General features: G+C 41.8%; 20 protein-coding genes. 11 read left to right on the top strand and 9 right to left on the bottom strand.

Annotation, left to right across the window (positions count from 1 at the left end; translation table 11 throughout):
* The 4 genes from ACQ93I_RS13545 to ACQ93I_RS13530 all read right to left on the bottom strand — a co-directional run bounded on the left by ACQ93I_RS13545 (position 1) and on the right by ACQ93I_RS13530 (position 4,578).
* On the bottom strand, positions 1-552 hold the full coding sequence (locus ACQ93I_RS13545; protein ID WP_431698957.1) for a sigma-70 family RNA polymerase sigma factor: 552 nt from the start codon (positions 550-552) through the stop codon (positions 1-3).
* Between the two features lie 92 nt (positions 553-644).
* A complete protein-coding gene (locus ACQ93I_RS13540) occupies positions 645-2,678 on the bottom strand; it encodes a M3 family metallopeptidase (RefSeq protein ID WP_431698956.1) in 2,034 nt (677 codons plus the stop codon).
* Between the two features lie 205 nt (positions 2,679-2,883).
* A complete protein-coding gene (purE, locus tag ACQ93I_RS13535) occupies positions 2,884-3,369 on the bottom strand; it encodes a 5-(carboxyamino)imidazole ribonucleotide mutase (RefSeq protein ID WP_266070208.1) in 486 nt (161 codons plus the stop codon).
* Positions 3,370-3,420: 51 nt separating this feature from the next.
* Positions 3,421-4,578 (bottom strand): 5-(carboxyamino)imidazole ribonucleotide synthase, encoded by a 1,158-nt coding sequence (locus ACQ93I_RS13530; protein WP_431698955.1) that lies wholly within the window; start codon positions 4,576-4,578, stop codon positions 3,421-3,423.
* 129 nt (positions 4,579-4,707) lie between these two features.
* Between ACQ93I_RS13530 and ACQ93I_RS13525 the strand changes: the two genes are divergently transcribed.
* From ACQ93I_RS13525 to ACQ93I_RS13515, 3 genes are read left to right on the top strand one after another with little or no spacing between them, the layout of a single operon-like run.
* Positions 4,708-5,817 (top strand): adenylate kinase, encoded by a 1,110-nt coding sequence (locus ACQ93I_RS13525; protein WP_431698954.1) that lies wholly within the window; start codon positions 4,708-4,710, stop codon positions 5,815-5,817.
* Between the two features lie 30 nt (positions 5,818-5,847).
* The gene (obgE, locus tag ACQ93I_RS13520) at positions 5,848-6,858 is read left to right on the top strand and encodes a GTPase ObgE (RefSeq protein WP_431698953.1); all 1,011 of its coding nucleotides are present in this window, start codon (positions 5,848-5,850) and stop codon (positions 6,856-6,858) included.
* Positions 6,859-6,917: 59 nt separating this feature from the next.
* On the top strand, positions 6,918-7,439 hold the full coding sequence (locus ACQ93I_RS13515) for a DUF4136 domain-containing protein (RefSeq protein WP_431698952.1): 522 nt from the start codon (positions 6,918-6,920) through the stop codon (positions 7,437-7,439).
* A gap of 184 nt (positions 7,440-7,623) precedes the next feature.
* On the opposite strand, the gene ACQ93I_RS13510 is transcribed toward ACQ93I_RS13515, so the two are convergent.
* The 3 genes from ACQ93I_RS13510 to ACQ93I_RS13500 are packed head-to-tail and all read right to left on the bottom strand — an operon-like array spanning position 7,624 to position 15,224.
* Positions 7,624-9,312, bottom strand: coding sequence for an OmpA family protein (locus ACQ93I_RS13510; RefSeq protein WP_431698951.1), 1,689 nt, complete (start codon positions 9,310-9,312; stop codon positions 7,624-7,626).
* Between the two features lie 12 nt (positions 9,313-9,324).
* Positions 9,325-10,515: a PorP/SprF family type IX secretion system membrane protein gene (locus ACQ93I_RS13505; protein WP_431698950.1), complete on the bottom strand. Its 1,191-nt coding sequence runs from the start codon at positions 10,513-10,515 to the stop codon at positions 9,325-9,327.
* 20 nt (positions 10,516-10,535) lie between these two features.
* Positions 10,536-15,224 (bottom strand): gliding motility-associated C-terminal domain-containing protein, encoded by a 4,689-nt coding sequence (locus tag ACQ93I_RS13500; protein WP_431698949.1) that lies wholly within the window; start codon positions 15,222-15,224, stop codon positions 10,536-10,538.
* A 353-nt stretch (positions 15,225-15,577) separates the two neighbouring features.
* Between ACQ93I_RS13500 and ACQ93I_RS13495 the strand changes: the two genes are divergently transcribed.
* Genes ACQ93I_RS13495 through ACQ93I_RS13465 form a run of 7 tightly spaced genes read left to right on the top strand, consistent with a single transcriptional unit; the run spans position 15,578 to position 22,563 of the window.
* Positions 15,578-16,933 (top strand): UDP-N-acetylmuramate--L-alanine ligase, encoded by a 1,356-nt coding sequence (locus tag ACQ93I_RS13495; protein WP_431698948.1) that lies wholly within the window; start codon positions 15,578-15,580, stop codon positions 16,931-16,933.
* A 52-nt stretch (positions 16,934-16,985) separates the two neighbouring features.
* The gene (radC, locus tag ACQ93I_RS13490) at positions 16,986-17,687 is read left to right on the top strand and encodes a RadC family protein (protein WP_431698947.1); all 702 of its coding nucleotides are present in this window, start codon (positions 16,986-16,988) and stop codon (positions 17,685-17,687) included.
* A gap of 9 nt (positions 17,688-17,696) precedes the next feature.
* Positions 17,697-18,986: a polysaccharide deacetylase family protein gene (locus ACQ93I_RS13485; protein WP_431698946.1), complete on the top strand. Its 1,290-nt coding sequence runs from the start codon at positions 17,697-17,699 to the stop codon at positions 18,984-18,986.
* Positions 18,973-19,662, top strand: coding sequence for a YjjG family noncanonical pyrimidine nucleotidase (locus ACQ93I_RS13480; RefSeq protein WP_431698945.1), 690 nt, complete (start codon positions 18,973-18,975; stop codon positions 19,660-19,662). The genes ACQ93I_RS13485 and ACQ93I_RS13480 overlap by 14 nt, the downstream gene beginning before the upstream one ends.
* A gap of 41 nt (positions 19,663-19,703) precedes the next feature.
* Positions 19,704-20,246 (top strand): hypothetical protein, encoded by a 543-nt coding sequence (locus tag ACQ93I_RS13475; protein WP_431698944.1) that lies wholly within the window; start codon positions 19,704-19,706, stop codon positions 20,244-20,246.
* Entirely contained in the window at positions 20,243-21,637 is a 1,395-nt protein-coding gene (locus tag ACQ93I_RS13470; RefSeq protein ID WP_431698943.1) for a DUF5723 family protein, read from the top strand. Before ACQ93I_RS13475 ends, ACQ93I_RS13470 begins: the two co-directional genes overlap by 4 nt.
* Positions 21,634-22,563, top strand: coding sequence for a hypothetical protein (locus tag ACQ93I_RS13465; protein ID WP_431698942.1), 930 nt, complete (start codon positions 21,634-21,636; stop codon positions 22,561-22,563). Before ACQ93I_RS13470 ends, ACQ93I_RS13465 begins: the two co-directional genes overlap by 4 nt.
* Here ACQ93I_RS13465 and ACQ93I_RS13460 read toward each other — a convergent pair.
* Positions 22,557-23,834, bottom strand: coding sequence for a replication-associated recombination protein A (locus tag ACQ93I_RS13460; protein WP_431698941.1), 1,278 nt, complete (start codon positions 23,832-23,834; stop codon positions 22,557-22,559). The two genes, ACQ93I_RS13465 and ACQ93I_RS13460, sit on opposite strands and share 7 nt — an antisense overlap.
* A 174-nt stretch (positions 23,835-24,008) precedes the next feature.
* Between ACQ93I_RS13460 and ACQ93I_RS13455 the strand changes: the two genes are divergently transcribed.
* On the top strand, positions 24,009-24,758 hold the full coding sequence (locus ACQ93I_RS13455) for a rhomboid family intramembrane serine protease (RefSeq protein WP_431698940.1): 750 nt from the start codon (positions 24,009-24,011) through the stop codon (positions 24,756-24,758).
* A gap of 7 nt (positions 24,759-24,765) precedes the next feature.
* Here the strand turns inward: ACQ93I_RS13455 and rlmB are convergent, their stop codons facing one another.
* Entirely contained in the window at positions 24,766-25,503 is a 738-nt protein-coding gene (rlmB, locus tag ACQ93I_RS13450) for a 23S rRNA (guanosine(2251)-2'-O)-methyltransferase RlmB (protein WP_266070228.1), read from the bottom strand.
* Positions 25,504-25,540: the final 37 nt, after the last annotated feature.

Below are 25,540 nucleotides of genomic sequence, written 5' to 3'. Positions count from 1 at the left end.
CTAAAACCAATTTTTCTCCAGGCATTTAGCCAGAGAAGTTCTGGCCCTGTGAATAATCACCCAAAGGTTAGACGGACTAATTTCAAATTCATTACAAATGGTTTCGGTATCTACACCATCAATGGTCTTCATTTTAAAAATGGTTGCCTGTTTTTCGTTGAGCTGGTCAACACAATCCAAAATGGCAAGTCCCAGTTCGTGGTTTTCCATCTCGTCTTCGGCTGTCATGTCAGAAAAGTCGGCTACCCTTTCTTCCAGCCAGTCACCTTCATTGTCGCTGTCCCGGAACTGCATTTTAACTTCGGCCTGTCCTTTTTGGGAATTGTTCCGGCGGTAATGGTCAATGATCTTTCGTTTTAAGATTGAAATGAGCCAGGTTCTTTCCGCAGCTTCTCCCTTAAAATTTTTCATGGAGTTGAGCCCGGCCAGGAAGGTTTCAGAAACAAGATCGTTAGCCATTTCCCGGTCATTTACGCGCACAATGGTGTAGTTGAACAGGTAATCTGCATACCTGTCTACCCATTTTTCTGGATTAATGCTGTTTGCTTCCATAATTGGCCGGTTCTCTCAAAAATAGCAAAAGATTTGGTTAATGCTTTTGTGCATTCGCCAAACCTTCTGCTTATCTTGTAGTATATGTTGTCTTATTTCTTCGGAAGCAATCCTGCTCTGCGCAACAAGGCTTCGGGAGCAGCCTCTTTTCCCCGGAAGCGTTTGTACAAGGTCAACGGATGCTCGGTGCCTCCCTGTGAAAGTACGGTTTCCCTGAATTTATTGGCTGTTTCCCTGTCAAAAATGCCATTTTTAGTAAAGAATTCAAAAGCATCGGCGTCCAGTACTTCTGCCCATTTGTAGGAATAGTAACCGGCAGCATAGCCTCCCTGGAAGATATGTGAAAACGAGGTGCTCATGCAGTTCTCTTTCACTTCAGGATAAAGCTGAGTAGTCTCAAAGGCTTTTTCTTCATGGGCTTTAACATCATCAATGCCAGAAGGGTCTTTGCTGTGCCAGCTCATGTCAAGCATTCCAAAACTAAGCTGCCTTAAAGTGGCCATGCCTTCATGGAAGGTAGCCGAATCTTTTATTTTTTGAATAAGATCATCGGGAATCACTTCGCCGGTCTCGTAATGTGTGGCGAAAAGTTTCAAAGCATCTTTCTCATAGCACCAGTTTTCGAGTACCTGGCTTGGAAGTTCCACAAAATCCCAGAAAACGTTAGTACCCGAAATACTTGGATATATTGTATCTGCCAACATGCCGTGAAGGGCGTGACCAAATTCATGGAAGAGGGTAGTAACCTCGTTGAACGTGAGCAGAGATGGCTCTTCATCTGTAGGTTTTGTAAAATTGCAGACTATAGAAATATGTGGGCGCTCATTTTTACCTTTTTGGCGATACTGAGATTTGTAAGAAGTCATCCATGCACCACCACGCTTGCCTTCGCGCGGATGGAAATCGGCGTAGAACAGGGCAATTTCCTTACCTTCTTCGTCAGTAACGAGGTAGGTTTGCACCTCAGGATGGTATGTTTCTACCTCAAAGACCTGTTGGAAATTGAGACCATAAAGTTTTTCGGCTACGATAAATACGCCTTTGATGACGTTGTTGAGTTCAAAATAAGGCTTGAGCTGTTCATCATCAAGGTCAAAAAGTTTTTGCTTCAGTTTTTCTGAATAATAGGCAGCATCCCATTTTTCGAGTCGGTCGATCTGGTCAAGGTCCTGCGCAAAACTCTCCAGTTCTTTAAATTCCTTTTCGGCTGCCGGTTTAGCTTTTTCCAAAAGTTCTTCCATGAAGGAATTTACTTTTTCAGGAGTTTCGGCCATACGTTCTTCCAGTTTGAATTGCGCATAGGTAGAATAGCCCAAAAGATTTGCCTTTTTATGCCGCAGTTTTACAATTTGCAGCACATTCTCCCTGTTGTCAAGCTCGTCGCCGTGAAAACCTTTGGCCCCAAAAGCAATGGCAACTTCTTTGCGCAGCGCTCTGCTTTTGGCGTATTTCATAAACGGGATGTAGCTGGGGTAGTGAAGGTTAAAGATCCATCCTTCTTTGTTCTTTTCTTTTGCCAGCATCTTTGCTGCGGCACGGGCACCTTTGGGCAGGCCTTCAAGATCTTCTTCGCGAGTGATATGGAGTTCGTATTTGTTGGTTTCGGCCAGCACGTTTTCTCCAAAGTTGAGGCTTAAGGAAGCCAGTTTTTTATCCAGCTCTCGTAGCTCCTGCTTTTGCCCGGCATCAAGGTTCGCGCCGTTGCGTTTAAACATCTTGTACTTCTTGTCCAGCAGGGTACTTTGTTCAATGCTGAGGTTGAGGCTGTCTTTGTTTTCATAAACCGCTTTTACCTTTTGGAAAAGTACCGGATCCTGGATAATGTCATTTTTGAAGTCGGTTAATACCGGAGATATTTCCTGGGCCAGTTTCTGAATTTCTTCATTGGTTTCGGCTGAGTTGATGTTGAAGAAGATGCTGGTGATCCTATTTAGTTGTTCTCCTGCAAATTCAAGGGCTTCTACGGTGTTCTCAAAAGTAGGGGCTGCACTTGAAGCAGTGATTTGCTCGATATCCTGTTGCGCCCGCCTGATAGCTTCTTCTATGGCCGGTTTGTAGTGCCCGGTTTTTATTTTCATAAAAGGAGCGGTATCGAATTTTTCCAGGAGTGGATTTCTTTCTGTCATATAGCTTGAATAATTGGCTTAAAAGAATGCGTTTTAACGAAATTTTTTGGAAAAGTTCGGAAAATTCTAAAATTATTCTTTACTTCACATTTCCCAAATTACTAAAGTCAGTAGCTTTTAGGTTTTTGATTAATATATTTAGAATGGTTAATAAATACTATTAAAACAACGAATGCTACTTTAAAGCCACGTGAAAGCGTGGCTTTTATTTTTTAATGCTTTTTGCGCCCTCAATTACTTTCTGTTTAAGGTCTTCCTTGTAATCTACGATTTTTTGAAGAACGTCCTGGTTTGAGCTACCAAGAATTTGAGCTGCTAGAATACCTGCATTTTTGGCTCCGTTTAGTGCTACAGTAGCTACCGGAACTCCTCCCGGCATTTGAAGAATAGACAATACAGAATCCCATCCATCAATAGAATTACTCGATTTTACCGGCACCCCAATAACCGGCAGGGGGGAAAGAGATGCAATCATTCCCGGAAGATGCGCGGCGCCACCGGCACCTGCAATAATTACATTTATGCCGCGGGTATGAGCATTTTTCCCATAATCGAAAAGTTTGTCGGGAGTACGGTGAGCAGAGACTATATCTACTTCAACTTCTACATCAAAGGACTTCAATATATCAATTGCTTCCTGCATTACCGGCATATCGCTGGTGCTGCCCATAATAATTCCTACTTTGCTCATATAATAAATTTTAGACCTCACAGGTTTTTGAAACCTGTGAGGTCTGTTTTGTTATTCGCTAATTACTCTAATTTTATTTTTGACCTCTTCAGCAATTTGTCTAGCTTTAGAAAGATCTGCATTTACAATCGTCACATGTCCCATTTTCCTGAAAGGCCTCGTTATCTTCTTTCCGTAGATATGAGGGGTGACCCCTTTTAACTTCATGATTTCGGAAATGTTCTCGTAAACCACATTTCCTGAATAACCTTCTTCGCCTACCAGGTTCACCATTACGCCGCCGGCCTTGCTTTCGGTATCTCCCAAAGGAAGGTCAAGAATGGCTCTCAAATGCTGTTCAAACTGGTTGGTAAATGCTGCTTCTATGCTGTAGTGGCCGCTGTTATGAGGCCTGGGCGCAACTTCATTAACCAGGATCTCATCTTCTTCTGTCTGGAACATTTCAACCGCCAGTAAACCAATGTGTTCATAGGCTTTTGAAACTTTTTCGGCAACGTTTCTCGCTTTTTCGGCTACCGCGGCATCAATCCGGGCCGGACAAATCACGTATTCTACCTGGTTGGCTTCGGGATGAAATTCCATCTCAACCACAGGGTAGGTCTTTACCTCTCCCGATGGGTTGCGAGCCACAATTACTGCAAGTTCGTTCTTAAAAGGGATGAGATCTTCAGCAATACAGGCAGTTTCGGGTAAATCTTCGGCTGTTTGGAGGTTCTTGACCACTGCAACACCTTTACCGTCATAACCTCCCGTTGTACTTTTCCACACAAGAGGCAGGGAAATTTCCCCTTTTTGAAGGCCTTCCAAAAATGCCATTTTTGAGGAGTATTTTTGGTAACGGGCAGTAGGGATTTCGTGGCTGGTAAAGAAATTTTTTTGTACGCCTTTGTCCTGAATTTTCTTCAAGGTTTTGGATGAAGGATAGACTTTTATTCCTTCAGACTCTAATTTTTCAAGAGCTTCTACATTGACTGCTTCAATCTCAAAGGTGAGTACATCTGCTTTTCTTCCGAAGTTCACTACGGTGTCAAAATCCATGAGATCGCCGCGGGTGAATTCATCGCAGGCAATCCTGCAGGGCGCTTCGGCATTAGGATCGAGTACAATGGTGCGAATGTCAAACTTTCGGGTTTCGTAAAGGAGCATTTTTCCAAGCTGGCCTCCACCAAGTATTCCGAGGGTGAAATCTGAAGAAAAATAATTGATCATTAATGAGGTGTTTCAGCAAAAATAATTTTAAAAATCTGAAATGCCGCAAGATTCAGTTATAAATGCGTAGGGTTTGGCATCCTGAGTTGATTGGAATATGTATCTTTGCTTCCCAAAAATATTTTTGTTTTGGTACAACTACACGATCTAAAATTTACTCCTTTTATTTCTGAAGCCGAAATCAACGTCGGTATAGAAAAAGTGGCTGCGCAGATAAATGCCGATTTTGAAAATAAAACGCCAGTTTTTCTGGGGGTTTTAAACGGGGCTTTTCTTTTTGCGGCCGAAGTTATTAAGAGATTTAAGGGCGACTGTGAAGTGAACTTTGTGAAGCTAAGTTCTTATGAAGGTACGGGAACCACAGGTAAAGTAGAGTCTTTAATGGGCCTTACCAGTTCTTTGAAAGGTCGTAATGTAGTGGTGATAGAGGATATTGTGGACACTGGAAATACTCTTGAGAGCCTCGACCGGATTCTTAAGAGCGAAGAAGTGAACCTATATAAAATTGCAACTTTATTTTACAAGCCGGCATCCTACAAGAAAAGCCTTCCCATAGATTATGTGGGGATGGAAATTCCGAATGATTTTATTGTGGGATATGGCCTTGATTATGATGGGCTGGGCAGGAATCTTACCCAGGTCTATAAACTTAAAAACAGTAAAATGACAAACATTGTTTTGTTTGGGCCTCCTGGTGCAGGTAAAGGAACCCAGGCAGCTGTCCTTAAAGATCATTACAACCTTAAGCACATTTCTACAGGAGATGTCTTTAGGTACAACATTAAAAATGAAACTGAACTTGGTAAGCTTGCAAAAGCCTACATGGATAAAGGCCAGCTGGTGCCCGATAGCATTACTATAGATATGCTGAAGGCTGAAGTAAGACAGTCAACCGAAGGGAATGGCTTCATTTTCGACGGATTTCCACGCACGGTTGCTCAGGCCGAAGCTCTTGAGGAATTTCTTCAGGAAGAGGGAACCCAGGTTAATGCCATGATCGCTCTGGAAGTTGATGACGAGATCCTGGTGGAGCGTTTGCTCGAGCGGGGAAAAACTTCGGGACGGCCAGATGACGCTAATGAACTTGTTATTCGCAAAAGAATAAAAGTTTATTACGAAGAAACTGCGATCTTGAAACAGTTTTATTTGAAACAGGATAAATATTTTGGCATAAACGGCGTAGGCTCTATTCAGGAGATCACTGCACGTTTAAAAGAAGCTATTGACCAGCTGGTATAAGAAATGCCACTGGTGTAAAGATGATAAAGGATGACTGAAGGGAATTTTGTTGATTACGTTAAGATACACGTATCCTCGGGTAATGGAGGTAAAGGATCGTCTCACCTGCACCGTGAAAAGTACGTTGCAAAAGGCGGGCCCGATGGAGGAGATGGAGGCCGTGGAGGGCATGTGATCCTAAGAGGGAACAAAAACCTTTGGACGCTTTTTCACCTCAAATTTAAGAGGCACGTTAAAGCCGGGCACGGGGAACACGGAAGTAAACAACGTAGCACCGGGGGCGATGGGCAGGATGAGATCATTGAAGTGCCGTTAGGAACGGTTATTCGTGATACCGAAACCCAAAATATTCTTCACGAGATTACTGAAGATGGACAGGAGATCATTGTTGCTGAAGGCGGAAAAGGAGGGCTGGGTAACTGGCATTTTAAATCTTCAACCAATCAAACCCCGCGATATGCGCAGCCTGGAATTCCCGGTGAGGAAGAGGATATTACCCTTGAGCTAAAGATTCTTGCTGATGTTGGTCTTGTAGGTTTTCCCAACGCCGGAAAGTCAACTTTACTTTCGGTGATCACAGCAGCCAAGCCAAAAATAGCCGGTTACGAGTTTACAACCTTAAAGCCCAATTTAGGAATTGTCGAATATCGTGACTTTAAAACCTTTGTGGTGGCCGATATCCCCGGAATTATTGAAGGGGCAGCTGAAGGAAAGGGTATTGGACACAGGTTCTTAAGACATATTGAGCGCAACTCAACACTCTTGTTTTTAATCCCTGCTGATGCGAAGGATATAAAGGAGCAGTACGAGATCCTGGTAGATGAACTAAGGCGTTACAACCCGGAACTTCTTGATAAAGATCGTTTGGTAGCCATTTCAAAAAGCGATATGCTTGATGCCGAATTAAAGGCTGAAATGACCACGCAACTTGATCGCGAACTCAATGCGCCGTATATCTTCATATCATCTGTAGCGCAGCAAGGATTGACCCAGCTTAAAGATAAGCTCTGGGAAATGCTGAATAAAGAGGAGGCTGTTTAATTCCTGTTAATGTCTTAGTTTTCAGTGGTGTTTTCTTTAAATTTAAGGAAAACACCAGTATGAAACTTTTAAAAATATGTTGTTTATGCTTCATTATGAGCGGCTGTGGAGGACCACGGGCGGCTTTTGACTACGATGAGCAGACAAACTTTTCCACTTATAACACTATAAGCATCTATCCGGAAGTCCAGTCGGGTCTAAGTGAGTTAGATGAAAACCGGCTACTCAATAGCATGGAAAGTGCTTTACAGGAGAGGAATTTATCTACCTCAACAACTCCCGATCTATACCTAAACGTCTATACCGAACAATACCAGGAGCCCAGCCGTAACCGCCTTGGGGTGGGAATAGGTGGTTCCGGAGGGAATGTGGGAGTAGGAGTGAGCGGAGGTATACCATTAGGAGGCCCTGAGAGTTTTCTTCAGCTTACTTTTGATCTTATAGATGTGGAACGGGACGAACTGGTTTGGCAGGCTGTTGTTAACAGCAAATTTAATCCTAACTGGAGTCCTGTACAAAGACAACAACAGTTTGATAAAATAGTGGAAGAAGCTTTAGAAGGTTACCCTCCAAAAAGGTGATTATGGATTCACATTTTTGAGGAGTAAAATTCCTTCTGGTTAATGCCATGGAACATTTTGAAGGAATATATTTTCTAATTCTATAGATATTTATTCAATAGAAAGTTTTGTATATACCTTTTCAGAATAAAAAAGGCCCCGATTTCTCGGGGCCCTTCTTTTTGGCTGGTTAGTTAATTGTAGCCTAGTTTTGGTCGTCATCGGCTGCTTCAGGCTGATCTTGCAGGTAAGGAGTACTTCCTGTAATTTCAGTGAATTCACTTCGTCTATTGCGCGCATATTCAGCAGCAGTACACATATTAGGTCTTGTACAGTCATTCAATGGTACTTCTTCACCATATCCTTTTGGAACCAACCTGTCACGGCTTATTCCCTGAGACACTAGATACTCGAGAGTAGATTCAGCACGACGCTGAGAAAGATTCATGTTGTATTTATCTGATCCACGTGCATCGGCGTGAGAGCCAATTTCTATTTTAAGCGTTGGATAGTTTTTCATGATCTCAGCTACGCGGTTAAGAGTAGGTTCAGATTCAGATTTGATGGTTGCTTTATCAAAATCAAAGTAGATGTTTCCAACTCCTGCGATTTGTCTTCTTCCGGTTTCAGGATTGATCTCCATTTCATCTTTTGGAAGGATTGGAGGTGTGTAATCTTCTCTGGTGAAAGCGTAAAGGTTATCAGATCCTCTTCTGTTGGAAGCAAGATATCCTTTTTCTTCTCCTTCTTTCAGTACAAACGCGAAGTCATCAAACTCACTGTTAAGAGAATTACCAAGGTTTTGAGCTTCTTCAAAAGTGCCATTATTTTGCTCGCTTTTGAAAACATCAAGATTACCGTAGCCCATATGCCCATCAGAAGTAAAATAAAGAGTTCCGTCATTAGCAATGTAAGGGAACTGTTCGCGGTGAGCGGTATTTACATTTGGCCCCAGGTTTACTGGTTCTCCAAATGTTCCGTCTTCGTTAACAGCTACGCTGTAAATGTCAAATGATCCCATTGATCCTGGCATATCACTTGCGAAATACAGGGTAGAACCGTCTTCACTTAAAGTTGGGTGCTCTACAGAATACTGGTCGCTGGTGAAAGGCAAAGCTTCAATGTTTGTCCACTCGCCATCAACAAGCTCGGCGCGGTAGATTCTAATGGTAGATACAGGTACTTCAGCCCAGTCAACTTTAACTCTTCTTGAGTTAGTACGGTCAAAGTACATGGTTTTTCCATCGGTAGAAAAAGCAGCTGAACTTTCGTGAGTGTCGGTATTGATCTTGTCGTTGAACAACGCGATGTTGCTAAGGTTACCTTCATCATCAATATCGGCAACGTAAAGATCAAGATAAGGTTTCTTGTTCCATGCGTAAATAGGACGATCCTGATTGCGGGTAGAAGCAAAAACGATACGGTCACCCATAAAGGTAATTCCGAAGTCTGAAGACGCTGCATTCTGCATTACCTGGTTTGTAGTGTAGGTATGAGATACAGCAGTATCAAGCTTTGCAGTCCACTCTTCAAAATCTACAGTACTGTTGTAGTACTGGCTAAAGTATTTGTCGGCTTCTTCGTCCTGTCCTGTAGCACGTAGTGAATGCGCAAACCTGAAAGAATATTCGGGTGCAACGCTACCGTCGTTGTACTTCAGAAAAAGGCTGCGGTAAGTTTCGGCCGCATTACCCATTCTGTTTGTATAGAAATAGGAGTCTCCTAATTTCTGAAGGACTTCCTGATCCTTATCCTGAACTAACCGGAATTCTTCAGAAGCGTCCATATAGGCTCTCTGGTTAAATAAACGGTTAGCTTTCTTTATCTGAGAACTCTGGGCCACGGCCGAGAATCCAATAAGGACAGCTAAAAGTGTGGTATAAAGTTTTTTCATGTTTCTTAGGTTTTAGAAGAATCTTGGGGATACGTTGTAACCTTTTGAAAGGCCGAGGAGGTCAAGGTCAAAAAGTACCATGATTTCATGTGTGCCATCATTAAAGTCACTTAGGTTTCCTGTTGTATAGTCGTAGGCGTAACCTATTCTAAGTTCAGGAGTAACTCTAAAGTTCACCAATCCACTTACTGTTTCATCAAAACGGTAAGCTACACCTGCTTCAAAACGATTGTAAAGAAGCACGTTTGCTGTAATGTCAACAGAAAGAGGAGCTCCTTCTACTGCACGAGCCATAAAGGCCGGTTTAAGCTTTAGGTTTTGGTTAAGGTCGAATACATACCCCCCGGTAAGGAAGTATAGGTTTCCTGTTGTATAGTCGTAGGCGTAACCTATTCTAAGTTCAGGAGTAACTCTAAAGTTCACCAATCCACTTACTGTTTCATCAAAACGGTAAGCTACACCTGCTTCAAAACGATTGTAAAGAAGCACGTTTGCTGTAATGTCAACAGAAAGAGGAGCTCCTTCTACTGCACGAGCCATAAAGGCCGGTTTAAGCTTTAGGTTTTGGTTAAGGTCGAATACATACCCCCCGGTAAGGAAGTAGTGGATATTTTCCTCTCCCAAACGAGCCAGTCCTGTTTCGTTTTCAAGGTGTTTTGACGTGAAAAGGTTTGGAGCCGATAGACCTACATAGTATTTATCACCAAACCAGTAAGCACCAACACCAAAGTTTGGAAATGCTTCACTAACGTTTTGAGCGGCAGGATCAACTTGTTCGTTATTCCCGGTTTCAAGAGCAGTGAGGTTTGCGTCAAAGAAAGTAACCCCTGCTTTCACCCCAAAAGATAATTTTGAAGTTTCTGATACCGGAAGGACATAAGCCACATCGGCATAAAGGTTGTTTTCTTTAACTATATCTCCAATCTCGTCGTGAACTATGGAGATACCTGCTTCAATCCTTTCGCTAAGCCCGGTGTGGGCAAAGAAATTGGCAGTTTCAGGAGCTCCGTCCATCCCGGCCCATTGGTTTCTATAAACGCCACCAACGTTTAGCATTCCCAGGTCATCTAATGCATAAGCAGGATTTATCACGCTCATGTTATACATGTACTGGGTATACATGGGATCTTGTTGTGCATTACCCTTTAGTGAAAAAAGGGCAATGCAAACAACTGTAAAAATTTTTATAAAAGAATTTCTCATTTGTTTCGAATATTTCAAAATTATCTGCTTAAGTACACTCTACCTTGAATAGGAGCGGTCTGTCCGTCGTTATAGTTTAGGATATAGAAGTAAACTCCTACTGGAAGTACTCCGCTTCCGAATGATCCTTCCGAAGAAGTACCATCCCATCCCTGAGATTTTCCAACCTGGCCTTTATATACAGGCTCACCCCATCTATTGTAGATCTCCATCATGTGGTTTGGATATTCCGAAGAAATGTTCTGAATTACAAACCGGTCATTAATGGCATCACCGTTTGGAGAGAATATTTCAGGAATAACAATCTCGCAATTGGATAGATTTACCTGTACAGGAGTTCTTGTAGAACTTTCACATCCAGTAGTTGCATCAACGGCAGCGGCGAATAAAGTTGTGCCGTTCTGCAGCGGAGTGGATGGAGATACAGTTTCTGAACCTGTAGCGGTAGTGTACCATACAAGATCTCCGTTAGCAATAACGCTACCTTCAAGATCACCTACTGTCAAATCCTGACCGGCGCATAGTTGTTCTGGTTCAGTTACCAGAGATGGTGCGTCTACATCATTTAAAGTTACAGTTACGGCAGTAGCATCAGATACACAACCAGTAGTATTTGTTTGTGTAACATAATATGTTCCTGCAGTAAGCACTTGTGTAGCATCTACCTCTGTTTGAAGTGTTTCATCAGAATAAACAGTAAACACTGCGTCGGCTTCACCAGAAATGTCAAGATCGGCTACAGTCGCATTGCTGGCAGCACAACCATCAAATGGCGTCACTGTTGGGGCGGCCGGAGTGTTTTCTCCGTTACATTCTGGTTCTTGAGTTCCAACAATTACAGTCACTGTAGCTGAAGCTGAACATCCGTTGTCGCTAGTTACAGTATAAGTATATACGCCTTCTGCATCGGTTGCAGGATCAAAAGTTGCATCAACTTCATCACCATCAAAAGTCCAGGTTCCACCAGTTTCAGGTGTTCCTCCAAGTTCGGCAAAAAGGTCTACTGTTTCTGTTGCATCTTCTTCAAGATTTACAGTAGCATTTTGTCCGGCGTCAGGGTTTTCAAGAACTGTAACCGTAAGTACGGCAGAATCTGTACACTGACCGGTTCCTACTGTGTAAGTAGTGGTGAAGTCTCCAAATTTGCTGTTGATATTGTAATCATCTATGATTTCCTGAATGGTTGGGTTAAAGCTTCCATTTGTAGCCACTCCTGATTCAAGAAGGCTTATATAAAGATTTCTAACACCTGCATTGGAGAGATTTTCTACTTCAGAATTACAAACTTCTACTGAATTGTCTGCTCCTGCATTGGCAGTGTTAGCAGTTACATTAACAGTAAAGGTAGTAGAGGCACTTCCTTCTATACAACTTTCAGTATCACCTTCTTCAACGGTGTAAGTGATGGTGAAAGCACCTTCTTCAGATACGTCCAACATTCCATCAGTAATTACTCCTGAAGCATCAGAGAAAGTTCCGCCTAAAGTGTTGTCTTCAGTAAGGAAATCAAAAAGATTAATAGTTCCTTCGGCAGTACAGGTAGTTATACCATCTATGTTACCTGTGCTTGCAGGTTCAGTAGGTATTATTGTTACTGTAAGTTCTGCTGAATCTGTACACTCTCCATCAGTAAGGGTGTAGGTTGTAGTGAAATCACCTAAACCATCTTCATCAGCCTGGTACATAGCTGAGATCTCAGCTGGAGTTGGACTAAAAGTTCCATCTACGGACACTCCTGCATCCAGAAGGCCAAGGTAGAATTTTCTTATTTCGTCGATACTTGGGAAAGTAGTTTGAACATCAGTTTCACAAACATTTGCTGAACTGTCTGTTCCAGCATCTACAATACCTGTGCAAGGATCAGTTGATACTGTAACAGTAACAGTAGCTGAATCTATACAACCTTCATAACCCACAGTGTAAGTGAAAGTTCCTGGTTCGTCTGTAGCTGGATCAAAAGTTCCGTCTCCGTTACTCCAGGTTCCACCTTGCTGAGCGTTTTCTCCTAAATACTCAAATAGGGTTACTGCATCGTCTTCTGTAGTTAAAGTAACAGTGGCGTCATCTCCGGCAAAAGCTTCAGCAACTACATTAATGGTTAATTCATACGTTTGTGCGTCAGGGGCGGTGTATACAGTGGTGAATTCTCCTAATTTATCAGCATCTGCCTGATACATTTCAGAAATTTGCCTTGGTGTCGGATTAAAAGTACCGTTTGTTGCTACACCTGTAGGAAGAAGCCTAAGGTAGAATTTTCTTATTTCATCATAGCTTGGGAAGAAAGTATCAACATCTCCTGCACAAACTATAGCATAACCACTACCTGGTGTAGTTGGATCTGTTGGGTCGGTTGGATCGTTTACAATTACTGTTACGGTTGCAGAATCCATGCAGCTTTCGTACCCTACTGTATAGGTGAAGGTTCCGGCTTCGTCAGTGGTTGGATCAAAAGTTCCGTTTCCTGTATTCCAGGTTCCACCTTGCTGAGCGTTTTCTCCTAAATACTCAAATAGGTTTACTGCATCGTCTTCTGTAGTAAGAGTAATAGTGGCATCATTCCCGGCATTGGCTTCAGTAACTACATTGATGGTGAGTTCATAAGATTCTCCGTTTACAGTGTAAATAGTTGTAAACTCTCCTAATTTGTCAGCATCTGCCTGATACATTTCAGAGATCTGCCTTGGCGTAGGGTTGAAGGAGCCATCTCTTGCAGTTCCTGTAGGCAATAGGCGCAGGTAGAATTTTCTTATTTCATCATAGCTTGGGAAGAAAGTGTCTACATCTACTGAGCAAACTATTGCATATCCAGAAGATGGATTCCCTGGGTCTACAGGGTCTGTAGTAAGAGTAACTACTACAGAAGCAGAGTCTGTACAATCACCTGAACCTACAGTATAAGTGTAAGTGCCGGCTGCATCTGTTGCAGGATTAAAAGTGCCATTGCCAGAGGTCCATGTTCCTCCTTCTTGGGCCTCTTCCCCAAGTAAAGTAAATAGATCTACCGGAGCATCATCAGGACTTAATGTAATCGAGTTCTCATTTCCTGCATTTGCATCCTCTATAACGGTAATAGATATTGCAGCTGTATCTTCACACTCTCCTTCACCTACAATGTACGTGCCTGTTACAGTAACTGGTTCAGTAAGTGGTATGCCAGGAACTAAGAATCTCTGTAATCCAGTAAAATCTCCTTCAAATGTTCCATCAAGGTCTCTGTCTCCCAGCCACTCTGCAAGTACTTCCATACCTGCTGTTGGATCTGGATCTTGTGACCCTGGATCTTGTGCATTTATAATTTGCTGTACAAGAGCTTCAATTTCAGTGCGACAGAAGGTTTCATTCACATCTTCACCTGCATTAGCCTCACAAGGAGCTACTGTAATAGTGAATATTGCAGAATCTGTTCCGGTAATACAACCACTAGTTTCATCTACAGTGTATGTGACGGTGTAAACACCAGCACCTGCCTGTCCAGGATCGAAAAGTCCGTCAGGATAGCCTTCAAAACTTCCTGAAGTTTGTGCTTCTGGGGTAAGGAATGAATATAGAACCTGAGGTTCATCATCAATGGCGAATTCCAAAGAGACATCCTGTCCCGCATTAGCTTCTTCCGAAGCTATAACAGATATTGTAAGGTCTACCTGGTCACAACCTACAGTGTAAGTGGTTGTAAAATTCCCGATACCGTCGTTATCATTTTGATATTGAGTTGCCACTTGAGCAGGAGTAGGATTAAATGTTCCATTAGAAGGAACTCCTTCACCTAATAAGCTCAAATAGTAGTTTTCAATGGCATCAACACTTGGGAAAGTTTCCTGAACATCAAGTTCGCAGACTATTCCAGGACCCGTAGTCTCAAGCTCTACAGCTGGTGTTACAGTTACAGTAACAGCTAATCGATCAAAACTTTCACAAGTACTTCCTACCGAAGATACATAGTAAGTGCGGCCATCTACTAATTCAGCAGTAGAGGCTAATCTTGTTCCTCCTGCGGTATAGTATCTATTGTTGCCGGTGGCGACAATATCTGCTAGAGTAGGGTTGTTTATTGCACAAAACTCCTGTGCTTCATCACCTGTTGGAGCTGGTTCGTTAGATAAAACTATCTCAACACTGTTTAAACTGGAAATACAACCATCAGGTCCTTCCTGTCCTACCCAATAGGTAGCTCCATTTACAAGTTCAGTACTCTGAGTTAATACCTCTTCCTGAAATGCGTCAGCATACCATATGATTTTGCCGCTATTATCTGCACTGGTTCGAATGTCTGCTAAAGTTAAATTAGAATCGTTAACATCCTCAACACAGAAAGTAAGTTGGGGAAGGGAAGAACCAGGATCAGCTTGTCTCAGGGTATTTTCGTTGATTCCTAAAATTCTAGGTGCACCAACGACTGTCACGGTCACAGCCGGTCTCGTAGAGCAATTTCCAGTGGAAGAACCAGCATAATAAATGTTAACTCCGTTTGGGATAAATTCATCGTTACCCAAAGGTTGTGAAGCGTTTTCGGTCGCATACCACACGACATCAGTTCCTGAAGAAACCTGAAGACTCCCAAAGGTTGGTTCTTCAGTATCGCAGAAACTCTGCGTGCTTAGTTCATCCTCTACAGTAGGACAACTCTGTCCATATGTGTAGGTTCCGCTAAATAGTAATAAGGCAAAAAAGAATAATGGTATTCTCATTTTACCCAGAGTAAAAATTCGCATAGGCTTTAAGTGTTAAATTTAATCAATTGCATTTTAGGTTATACGGTTCAAATATAAAGTAAACATTCATTTTAAAACTTAAACTCCTGTTAAGGGAGAAGCCTAAAAGAATGTAGCTGGACCTTTTATATCTTGCTGAAGTAGGGGAGGTTAAAAGTACGATTTTTTCATTAATAAAATATTTTTAGGAGTTTTTTTACATCTAATATGTTAAAGGTGTTTTTCGTCCATTAAAGGGGACTCACAGTTGGACATAAGAACGCTGTTTTTGTTACAGATTATTTGAGTTTTTTTGATCTAATTCGAAGGGGGTCTTTCTTCCTATTCCTTTATATTTACTCAAAAATTTTAAAATGCAGCTACATTTTATAGCAATTGGGGGAAGTGCAATGCACAATCTTGCTCTTGCTCTTCACGACAAAGGGTACACGATCACTGGGAGTGATGATGTAATATATGAGCCTTCCCATTCAAGATTGATGAAAAATGGCTTGCTTCCAAATGAGTTTGGTTGGTTCCCCGAAAAAATCACGAAAGACCTTGATGCTGTTATCCTCGGAATGCATGCCCGGGAAGATAATCCCGAATTAAAGAGAGCAAAAGAACTGGAACTTCCTATATATTCTTATCCCGAATTTTTATTCGAACAATCTAAAGAAAAGACAAGAGTGGTTATTGGCGGCTCTCATGGGAAAACTACAATAACCTCGATGATTCTACATGTGATGAACTACCATCACAAGAACGTTGACTTTATGGTAGGGGCTCAATTGGAAGGATTTGAGAATATGGTTCACTTAACCGAAGAAAATGATTTTATAGTGCTTGAGGGAGATGAGTACTTATCCTCTCCTATAGATAGGCGTCCAAAGTTTCATCTTTATAAACCTAACATCGCGCTACTTAGCGGAATCGCGTGGGATCATATCAATGTGTTTCCCACTTTTGAAGAATACCTGGAGCAATTCAAAATTTTTATAGATTCTATAGTTAAAGGAGGTATCCTGGTATATAATGAGGAGGATCAATACCTGAAGCAACTGGTGGAAGAATCTACAAATACCATTAGAAAGCATTCTTACAGAACGCCTGGTTATCACGTGGAGAATGAAAATACACTTTTGCATACGCCCGAAGGTGATATGCCTGTTGCCGTTTTTGGTGAACATAACCTTCAAAATTTAGCAGGTGCAAAATGGATTTGTCAACACATGGGTATAGACGAAGAAGATTTTTATGAAGCTATTGCTTCTTTTAAAGGCGCTTCAAAAAGGTTGGAGAAGATAGTAGAAACCAAAAACACTGTCGTATTTAAAGATTTTGCTCATAGTCCTTCAAAGGTGATGGCAACTACTAAAGCCGTGAAGGAACAGTATCCAGACAGGCAGGTGGTCGCATGTCTCGAACTACACACCTATAGCAGCTTAAATGCCGATTTCCTTAAGCAGTACGAGTCTTCTCTAAACGCAGCCGATGAAGCTGTGGTTTTCTTTTCCCCCGAAGCGGTAGAAAATAAGAAGTTGGAGCCCATTTCTAAAGAACAAATTTTTGAAGCTTTTTCCCGAACAGATCTAACGGTTTACACTAATCCACTGGAGTTTAAAACTTACTTGCAAGAACAGCAGTATGATCATAAAGTGCTTTTGTTAATGAGTAGTGGTAATTACGGAGGTTTAAATTTTGATGAGATCAAGAACTGGGTATCCTAAAATGGCATTTTTGGAATAGCTTCATTTTGTTATCTTTAGAGAAATTGAGCCAATGGATTCTCAGAAATCAAAAGCATTTACAATTAAACACTGGGCAGAGGGAGACAGGCCCAGGGAGAAACTCCTTCAAAAGGGCAGGGAGTTTTTAAGTGATGCCGAGTTGCTGGCAATCTTGATTGGCTCAGGGAGTAGAAACGAATCGGCAGTTGAAGTCTGTAAAAAAGTTCTGTTCAAAGCTGAAGATAATCTCAATGAACTGGGAAGGTTTTCTGTAAAACAGCTCATGGAAGTAAAAGGTATTGGTGAAGCTAAAGCTTTAACCATAGTGGCCGCACTGGAGTTGGGTAGAAGACGGAGGTCTTCTGAAGCTCTAGAAAAGAAAAAGATATCTTCAAGTGCTTCAGTTTTTGAGCTTATGCAGCCAAAAATAGGGGAGTTGCCTCATGAAGAATTCTGGATCCTCTACCTCAATAATTCCAACAAGGTCATCCAGGAGTTGCCTCTGAGCAAAGGTGGCATAACGGGAACTTTGGTAGACGTGCGTTTGGCCTACAAACAGGCACTAAATTTGGGTGCCACGGCGACAATACTGGTTCATAACCATCCATCAGGCAACCTTAATCCAAGTGCGGCAGATAAACAACTTACCCAAAAATTTAAGACAGCCGGCGAATCACTCGACATAAAAGTTCTGGATCATTTAATAATAACCGAAAAGTCCTATTTCAGCTTTGCTGATGAAGGTTTGTTGTAATACATATTTATGCTGCTGGTATACACCCAAAAAATTACGCCTAGAATTACTTATGTATTTAAACATGTATGTACCCAAATTCTAGGTTTGCCTGTTGGCTTCACATCAAAGATTGAAGAATTTGTGGCCCATGAAGGCATGAAGCTCTCTTACGGAAAGCAAAGTCTGGCAAATGAGGTCTTTATTCAGAATGTAGATCTTTTGCTGGAGCAGGGAATGAACGATCTTGAGGTAAAGGTTCAGGAATGGGATGGGGTTCCCTGCTTTTTTGCTGTGGGGGAAACCAGCTCTGTACCCTTTGATATTTTCGCGGCTTCTTTTTACCTGCTTAGCCGGTATGAAGAATATCTACCGCATGTAAAAGACAAAGAAGGTAGATTTCAGGCGAGTGAAAGTCTGGCTTTTCAGGAAGGTTTTCTTGAAAAACCGGTCATTGATATTTGGGCGCAAAAATTCCGGCAGGTTCTAAGTGATAAATTTCCAAATCAAAAATTTCCGAAGAGACAGTTCACAACTCAAACTATCGTCGCTGTCACTGAAGCTTACTGCTATAAAAAAAAGGGAATTGTAAGAGTGGTTTTGGGATTGTTGCTGGATCTAATTAGGTTTAAGCCCAAGTACGTGTTGCACCGGTTGCAGGTAATGACCAAAATGAAAAAAGATCCTTACGATATTTACACAAAGGTCATCCAGTTTTTGAAGAAATACCGGGTTCCCATGAAGTTCATGTTTCAGGTAAGCGATTTTTCTACTTATGACAGGAATATCAACCACAATCGATTGGAACTGCAAAGCCTCATTAAATCGGTCGCCGATTATGCCGAAGTTGGCCTGCAGCCGGGATTCTATGCAAATCAAAAATTCGCGGTTTTAAAGGAAGAAAAAAAGCGAATGGAAGATATTATTAAAAGGCCGGTAGAAAGTGCGATCAACAATCATTATAATTTGTTGCTGCCCGATACCTATAACCACATGGTAGAACTTGAATTTCAAAAAGATTTCTCCATGGGCTATCCCGAGGCTGTGGGCTTACGGGCAGGCACCTGTACTCCCTTTTTGTTCTATGATCTCAATTTTGAAATCACCACGCCATTACTGGTGAATCCATACGCCATTAATTCTGAAGCTTTCGGAAAATTAAAAGAAAATGAAATAGAGTATAAGGTTCTCGAAATAAAACGACAAATCTCTATGGTTGAAGGAAAATTAATTTCCGTATTTACGAATAAAGATTTTTCCGAATATGCCAACGCAAGAAGGAATTTTTCAATTTTAAAGATGCTTAATGAAATTCAGTAACATTCGTCATATATTTTTTGATCTCGATCATACCTTATGGGATTTTGACCGCAACTCGGGGCTTGCCTTTAATTCAATTTTTGAAAAGCACCAGATAAAAGTGAGGCTCGAGGAGTTTCTTGCAATATATGCGCCCATAAATGCCAATTACTGGAAGCTGTATAGAGATGACAAGGTCACACAAGAAGATCTTCGCTATGGCCGGCTGCGGGACTCTTTTAAAGGTATGAATGTAAATGTTACAGATTCTCAGATAAAACAGTTAAGTATAGATTATATTGAGCATTTGCCGAAACATAATTACCTGCTTGCCGGTACCGTTGAAGTGCTCGATTACCTTCGCCCGCTATATAAATTGCACATCATCACCAATGGTTTTAAAGAAGTTCAGTACAAAAAACTGGAAAGTTCTGGCATTCTCAAATATTTTTCTTCCATTACTACTTCTGAAGATGTGGGAGTGAAAAAGCCCAATCCAAAAATCTTTGAAGTTGCTCTAGAAAAGGCGGAAGCAAAAGTGGAAGAAAGTATCATGATTGGTGATAATCTTGAAGCTGATATCTTAGGTGCCAAAGACTTCGGAATGCAGGCTATACTGTATAATTACTATAAAACTGAATATTCAACAGATCATCATCAGGTGATGGAAATGAAGGAATTAACTGACTTTTTGTAATAAGCAGAAGTAAATTTCGTTAGATTTAGAACTGTATGAAGATGTCCTGGAGAAATTGTTTTTCAAAAATGGCCTTTTTGGCACTCCTCGCAGCCTGCACTTCCTGTGTTAAGGATGTTGATCTTGACCAGACCGATGAGATTGTACTCTCTCCCGAAGCCGCCGTCGATCTTATTTTCTTTGATCTTGTTGATGAAGAATTCACCGTTGTCTCTAGCAGCGGGGTAACTGCAAAAGATGAAACCAGGCTTGATTTTCTTGACGATGACTACATACAAAATGACCTTGTGCGGGCCGATTTCAACTTCAGGTTCACCAACACGTTTGAGAGTCACTTAACGGCAATTATAAGATTTCTTTCCCCTGCAAACGGGGTGCAGCATACCATACTGGTTTCAATTCCCCGTGGAAGTATAGAAACACCGTCAGTAATAGATTACACCGAAATTATCAATGAAGCCCAGATAAATAGAATAAGAAGAAGTATAAAAGTGTCTGTTGAAGTAACAAGACATGACCCGTCGGCGGTTGCAGGATCTTTGCAGCTCGCTTCCAAAGGGTTTTTCTACTTTGAATTCAAATGATGAGAATATTTTTCTTCCTCTTCATATTGACGCTTTCTCAGGGTATTTTGGCCCAAAACAAACAGCTGCTCTACAATTATGATGATTTACCTCAAACCCTCTTACTAAATCCGGGAGCCGAAACCAATTTCGATATGCATCTTGGTCTTCCGTTTTTATCACAGATCCATTTATCTGCAGGGTCTTCAGGCGTGAATATGTATGATATTTTCAGGAAGGATGGAGGTTCTATTAATGACAGAATTAGAAAAACGTTGCACAAGCTTTCCAAAAATGATTTTTTTACAGTTAACCAGCAACTCGAGATCTTTTCTATTGGTTGGCGGGATCAGCGAAGAAGGTATTATACGGCAGGTATCTACCAGGAACTTGATGCCTATGTGTACTTTCCCAAAGATCCTGCGGTGCTTGCTTACGAAGGGAACAAAGATTACATCGGGCGAAATTTCGATTTCTCTGATGCTGCTTTCACTGCCGAGGTGCTCAACGTTTTTCACCTGGGTTTTACCAATTATTATTCTGAAGATTTAAACTACGGTTTCCGCGGAAAAATTTATTCCGGAATTTTTAATGCCCACAGTGTAGATAATACCGGCATTTTTAGGACAGAACTTTCCCCTGAAGGCCCCAACCTTTACCGGCATTATATGTCGCAGGTCGATATCTTGATAAACACCGCCGGGTGGGACGAACTTACAGACTCTGATGCTACCAACAGGCAACTTATGGCTAGCTTCTTAAAAAAGGCATTTTTGGGAGGTAATATTGGGTTGGGCCTCGATGCCGGATTCACCTGGTATCCTTCAGATCAATATCGTGTCACCGCCAGCCTGCTGGATATTGGCTTTATGCGCCAAACAAAAAATGTAGAGAACTATAGGTACTACGGCGATTACGAGACAGATGGGATAGAGTTGCTCTTTCCCGGTACCCGAGAATACTGGGATGAATGGGAAGACAACTTAGACAAGAACCTCAAAGATGAAACCCTTACCAATTCCTACACTACCTGGCGCCCCGTAAAATTTAATGCCTCTTTAGACTTTGGTTTTTCTGAAAATGCCGAACCCTGTAACTGCTACAGGCCAATGGGCAGGAGAAGATATTTTAACCATCTTGGAGCTCAGTTCTTTGCGGTAAAACGGCCCCGTGGGCTCAATTTTGCCACCACGCTTTACTACGATAAAACCTTTAATAATAACTTTAGAGGGAAAATTACTTATACAGCCGATTCCTATTCGTTTTCAAATATCGGGCTCCTGTTTTCTGCCAGACTTTCCAATTTTAATGTTTATCTTGCTGCAGATAATCTTCTGGATTATACCAATCTCGCCAAGGCGCAGAACGCTTCGGTGCAGCTTGGTGTCCAACTAATGTTTAGCAGGGAATGAGAACCATTTTTTTCTTTTTTGTCTTTTTATTCGGAATAACCAGTAACACTTTTGGGCAGGATGTCAATAAGTACAAATATGTGCTGGTACCACAGGAATTTGAATTTCTGAAGCATCCAAACCAGTATCAGGTAAACGCACTTACCGCTTTCCTGTTAGAAAAATATGGTTTTGACGCACTTTACGAAGAGAAGATCCCAGCAAATATGGGGCTTTGTGATGTGCTTAAAGTCAATGTTCGTAATGATTCAAGCCTATTTCGTTCCAGGCTTTACGTCACTTTAGAAAACTGTAATGATGAGGTGGTTTTCACTTCAAAAACAGGATCGAGCAGGGAGAAGAATTATAAAAAATCCTATCATGAAGCTTTAAGGGAAGCTTTTACTTCTTTTGAAGGCCTTAGTGAAGGGACAGAATTTATAAAAAGCGGGGTTGCTGTTGCGGATACTTCTGCGGAAAAAAATCCTGCTGAAGTTGTGATAGATCCTGTACCCGCGGCCAAAGATATTCAGGAAGAAGCTTCCGAAGTAATTATTGATCCGGTACCGGCTGCTAATGATACTCAGGAACAAGCTTCAGAAGTTATTGTTGATCCTGTGGTAACTTCCGAAGAAATAGAAGAAGCTACAGAAGAGTCTTCGGCACTTCCTGAAGTGGTTGAGAAGAATGAGAATTTGCAGTTTGTGAATGGTGCAATCACCTATAAACTAGTGAAAACACCGGCAGGTTATGACCTTTACAGGGAAGGAGAACCAGGTAAATTTGGAACTTTACTAAAATCGGGTGGGGGAGAGAATTACCTTTATTCTTCAAAAAACATCTCCGGAAATGCCTTTTTTGACACCCATGGAAACCTGATCGTTGAATATCTTGATCCTAATTCTCAGCAACTCATTAGCGTAAAATATTCTCAGAAAGGTCAATAACCGTATTTGCCTTTCCACCGTTTTTGCAGAAAATCTCTTTGGGATTGTTCCCGTTGATTATTCCCGGGACGAAAGAACGCATGATTGCTTATTTCCTTCGGAAGAAATTCGGCTGCGGCAAAGTTTCCGTCGTAATTATGGGCGTATTTATAATCTTCTCCATATCCTAAATCTTTCATGAGCTTGGTAGGAGCATTCCGTATGGCCAAAGGCACGGGAAGATTACCGGTCTTTTTTACCATCGCCTGGGCCTCGTTAATGGCCATGTAAGAGGCGTTCGATTTTGGGGAAGTAGCCAGGTAAATACAGCACTGGCTCAAAATGATCCTTGATTCGGGATGGCCAATGGTAGAAACTGCCTGAAAGGTGTTATTCGCGAGGATCAAAGCCGTGGGGTTTGCATTGCCAATGTCTTCGGAAGCTAAAATGAGTAAACGGCGGGCAATGAATTTCACATCTTCGCCACCTTCTATCATTCGGGCCAGCCAGTACACAGCTGCATTGGGGTCACTACCTCTAATCGATTTGATAAAAGCCGAAATTATATCGTAGTGCTGCTCGCCGGTCTTGTCATAAAGCACCGTGTTCTGCTGAACTTTGTTCATCACCATATCGTTGGTGATCACTACTTTGTTTTCTTCTTCAGAAGTAACCACGAGTTCAAAAATGTTGAGCAACTTTCGGGCATCACCGCCGCTAAGTCTTAGTAGCGCCTCTGTTTCCTGTAATTCAATCTCTTTTTTGGAGATGATTTCGTCTTCAGATATAGCTCTTTTCAGCAGAGCAATAAGATCGTCTTTTGAGAAAGAGTTGAGTACGTATACCTGGCTTCGTGAGAGTAAAGCGGGAATAACTTCAAAACTTGGGTTCTCGGTAGTTGCTCCAATGAGCGTGATCCAGCCTTTTTCTACTGCGCCTAGAAGCGAATCCTGCTGCGATTTACTAAACCTGTGAATCTCATCTATAAAAAGAATAGGGTTTTTTGTGGTGAAGAGGCCGTCGCTTTTTTTTGCTTTTTCTATAACTTCCCTTACATCTTTAACGCCGCTGCTAATGGCACTAAGGGTAAAGAACGGCCGGCCAGACTCGGTAGCTATAATATTTGCCAGGGTGGTTTTACCCACTCCCGGAGGCCCCCAAAAAATAATGCTGGGTATGATGTCCCTCTTAATTTGTTTGCGAAGAGCGGCATCAGGCCCCACCAGGTGTTGCTGCGATAAGTAATCATCTAATGTTAGGGGACGTAATCTTTCGGCTAAAGGTTTATTCATGAGGTAAAAATAGTAAATTGAGTACTCTTGCAGAAAATGCAGGCGGTATAAGTTTTCTTAGTGACGAACTGGCAGCATGAGGTTCACTTCAGGAAAATGTGTGCTAAAAATGTCATTTTTGGAAGGTATTTGTGCAGCAGTTTTAATTGGTTAACTTTTTGCAAAGCCAAAGGTATGAGAGTACAAAAATCAGCAAATTCTGAACCATTTGTTTTCACTACAGGGGTGGTGGGCTATCCCTTGATCTTTGTACTGGCTATTTGGATAGTATTTTGGATGGAAATACGCTTTGGGTGGGACTTCACGAGCTTTGGAATCTACCCGCGAACTCTTGAGGGGCTTAGAGGTATAGTTTTTTCTCCTTTTATACACAGTGGGATAAAGCATTTGTTTCACAATACCGTTCCGCTGTTTGTTCTTACGCTTTCCCTCTTTTACTTTTACCGGAAATTAAGCTGGAAAATCCTCCTTTTTGGGCTCCTGCTGTCGGGGTTCCTTACATGGCTTATTGGGAGGCCCGCTTTTCATATAGGGGCTTCAGGAATGATCTATGTACTGGCGGGATTTTTATTCTTTAAAGGTATTTTTTCGAGATACTTCAGACTGGTAGCTCTTTCCCTGATCGTGGTTTTTCTTTACGGCGGACTATTATGGTACATCACACCCATTGATCCGAAAATCTCGTGGGAAGGCCACCTGGCGGGACTTCTTTCAGGATTGATCTTTGCCCTCATTTACAGGCAGAATGTTGCCCGTGCTCCAAAATATGAATGGGAAAAGGAGACCTACAGGGAAGAAGAAGACCCTTTTATGCGACATTTTGATGAGCATGGCAACTTCATTGAAAATCCTGATGGAGAGGATGAGCCGCTTTATGTTTACCATTATAAACGAGAGGAAAAGGACCGGCCAAAGGCAGAATAGTACTTCGTTAATCCAGTCTCTGCCGCATCACTTCATAAAGAAAAGCACCACAGGCTACAGAAACATTTAAGCTGCCAATGCTACCCTGCATAGGGAGTTTGGCTTTGTCATCAACCAGCTTAAGCACAGATTCAGAAATTCCCTTGCCTTCATTTCCCATTACCATTGCCGTGGGTTCTTTAAAATCTACGGAATAAAGCAGCTTGTCGGTCTTTTCTGTGGCTGCTACCACTTTAATACCCGAGCCCTGCATGTAGAAAATGGCATCTTTGATATGATCTACCTTGATAAGCGGAATTTTAAAGATCGCCCCGGCAGAAGTCTTCACCGTATCGGCAGTTACGGGAGCGCCCCCTTTTTTCTGAATGATAATTGCGTTTACACCACAACATTCGGCAGTTCTAATGATCGCACCAAAATTCCGAACATCATCTACCTGATCAAGTAAAAGAAAGAGCGGGGCTGTTTCCTGTTGAAGCGCCTTTTCAACTTCAGAAGCAAGATCGGCAAATTGAACGGGCGAGATCTTTGCCACAACACCCTGGTGATTTCCTTTTACCAGCCGGTTCAACTTTTCTACCGGGACGTAAGAAATGTTGTATTCGCCAGATTTAGTTTTTTGCTGTAATTCCTGAAATAACTGGCCGCTAAGACCTTTTTGAACAAAGATCTTGTCTATGGTCTCATTATTCTGAATGGCTTCAATTACGGCACGTATTCCAAAAATGGTGGTTGTATCTTTCATGGTGCAAAGATAGAGATAAATGAATGGCTGCGGAAAA

This window comes from Salinimicrobium sp. WS361, from assembly GCF_050750585.1.
GTDB lineage: Bacteria > Bacteroidota > Bacteroidia > Flavobacteriales > Flavobacteriaceae > Salinimicrobium.
This window is presented reverse-complemented; position numbering and strand designations above follow the sequence as displayed.

Excerpts from the sequence above, each read along its gene's own strand:
- ACQ93I_RS13545 (WP_431698957.1), bottom strand. The coding sequence starts at position 552 with ATGGAAGCAAACAGCATTAATCCAGAAAAATGGGTAGACAGGTATGCA.
- ACQ93I_RS13540 (WP_431698956.1), bottom strand. The coding sequence starts at position 2,678 with ATGACAGAAAGAAATCCACTCCTGGAAAAATTCGATACCGCTCCTTTT.
- purE (WP_266070208.1), bottom strand. The coding sequence starts at position 3,369 with ATGAGCAAAGTAGGAATTATTATGGGCAGCACCAGCGATATGCCGGTA.
- ACQ93I_RS13530 (WP_431698955.1), bottom strand. The coding sequence starts at position 4,578 with ATGATCAATTATTTTTCTTCAGATTTCACCCTCGGAATACTTGGTGGA.
- obgE (WP_431698953.1), top strand. The coding sequence starts at position 5,848 with ATGACTGAAGGGAATTTTGTTGATTACGTTAAGATACACGTATCCTCG.
- ACQ93I_RS13515 (WP_431698952.1), top strand. The coding sequence starts at position 6,918 with ATGAAACTTTTAAAAATATGTTGTTTATGCTTCATTATGAGCGGCTGT.
- ACQ93I_RS13510 (WP_431698951.1), bottom strand. The coding sequence starts at position 9,312 with ATGAAAAAACTTTATACCACACTTTTAGCTGTCCTTATTGGATTCTCG.
- ACQ93I_RS13505 (WP_431698950.1), bottom strand. The coding sequence starts at position 10,515 with ATGAGAAATTCTTTTATAAAAATTTTTACAGTTGTTTGCATTGCCCTT.
- ACQ93I_RS13500 (WP_431698949.1), bottom strand. The coding sequence starts at position 15,224 with ATGCGAATTTTTACTCTGGGTAAAATGAGAATACCATTATTCTTTTTT.
- ACQ93I_RS13495 (WP_431698948.1), top strand. The coding sequence starts at position 15,578 with ATGCAGCTACATTTTATAGCAATTGGGGGAAGTGCAATGCACAATCTT.
- radC (WP_431698947.1), top strand. The coding sequence starts at position 16,986 with ATGGATTCTCAGAAATCAAAAGCATTTACAATTAAACACTGGGCAGAG.
- ACQ93I_RS13485 (WP_431698946.1), top strand. The coding sequence starts at position 17,697 with ATGCTGCTGGTATACACCCAAAAAATTACGCCTAGAATTACTTATGTA.
- ACQ93I_RS13480 (WP_431698945.1), top strand. The coding sequence starts at position 18,973 with ATGAAATTCAGTAACATTCGTCATATATTTTTTGATCTCGATCATACC.
- ACQ93I_RS13475 (WP_431698944.1), top strand. The coding sequence starts at position 19,704 with ATGTCCTGGAGAAATTGTTTTTCAAAAATGGCCTTTTTGGCACTCCTC.
- ACQ93I_RS13470 (WP_431698943.1), top strand. The coding sequence starts at position 20,243 with ATGATGAGAATATTTTTCTTCCTCTTCATATTGACGCTTTCTCAGGGT.
- ACQ93I_RS13465 (WP_431698942.1), top strand. The coding sequence starts at position 21,634 with ATGAGAACCATTTTTTTCTTTTTTGTCTTTTTATTCGGAATAACCAGT.
- ACQ93I_RS13460 (WP_431698941.1), bottom strand. The coding sequence starts at position 23,834 with ATGAATAAACCTTTAGCCGAAAGATTACGTCCCCTAACATTAGATGAT.
- ACQ93I_RS13455 (WP_431698940.1), top strand. The coding sequence starts at position 24,009 with ATGAGAGTACAAAAATCAGCAAATTCTGAACCATTTGTTTTCACTACA.
- rlmB (WP_266070228.1), bottom strand. The coding sequence starts at position 25,503 with ATGAAAGATACAACCACCATTTTTGGAATACGTGCCGTAATTGAAGCC.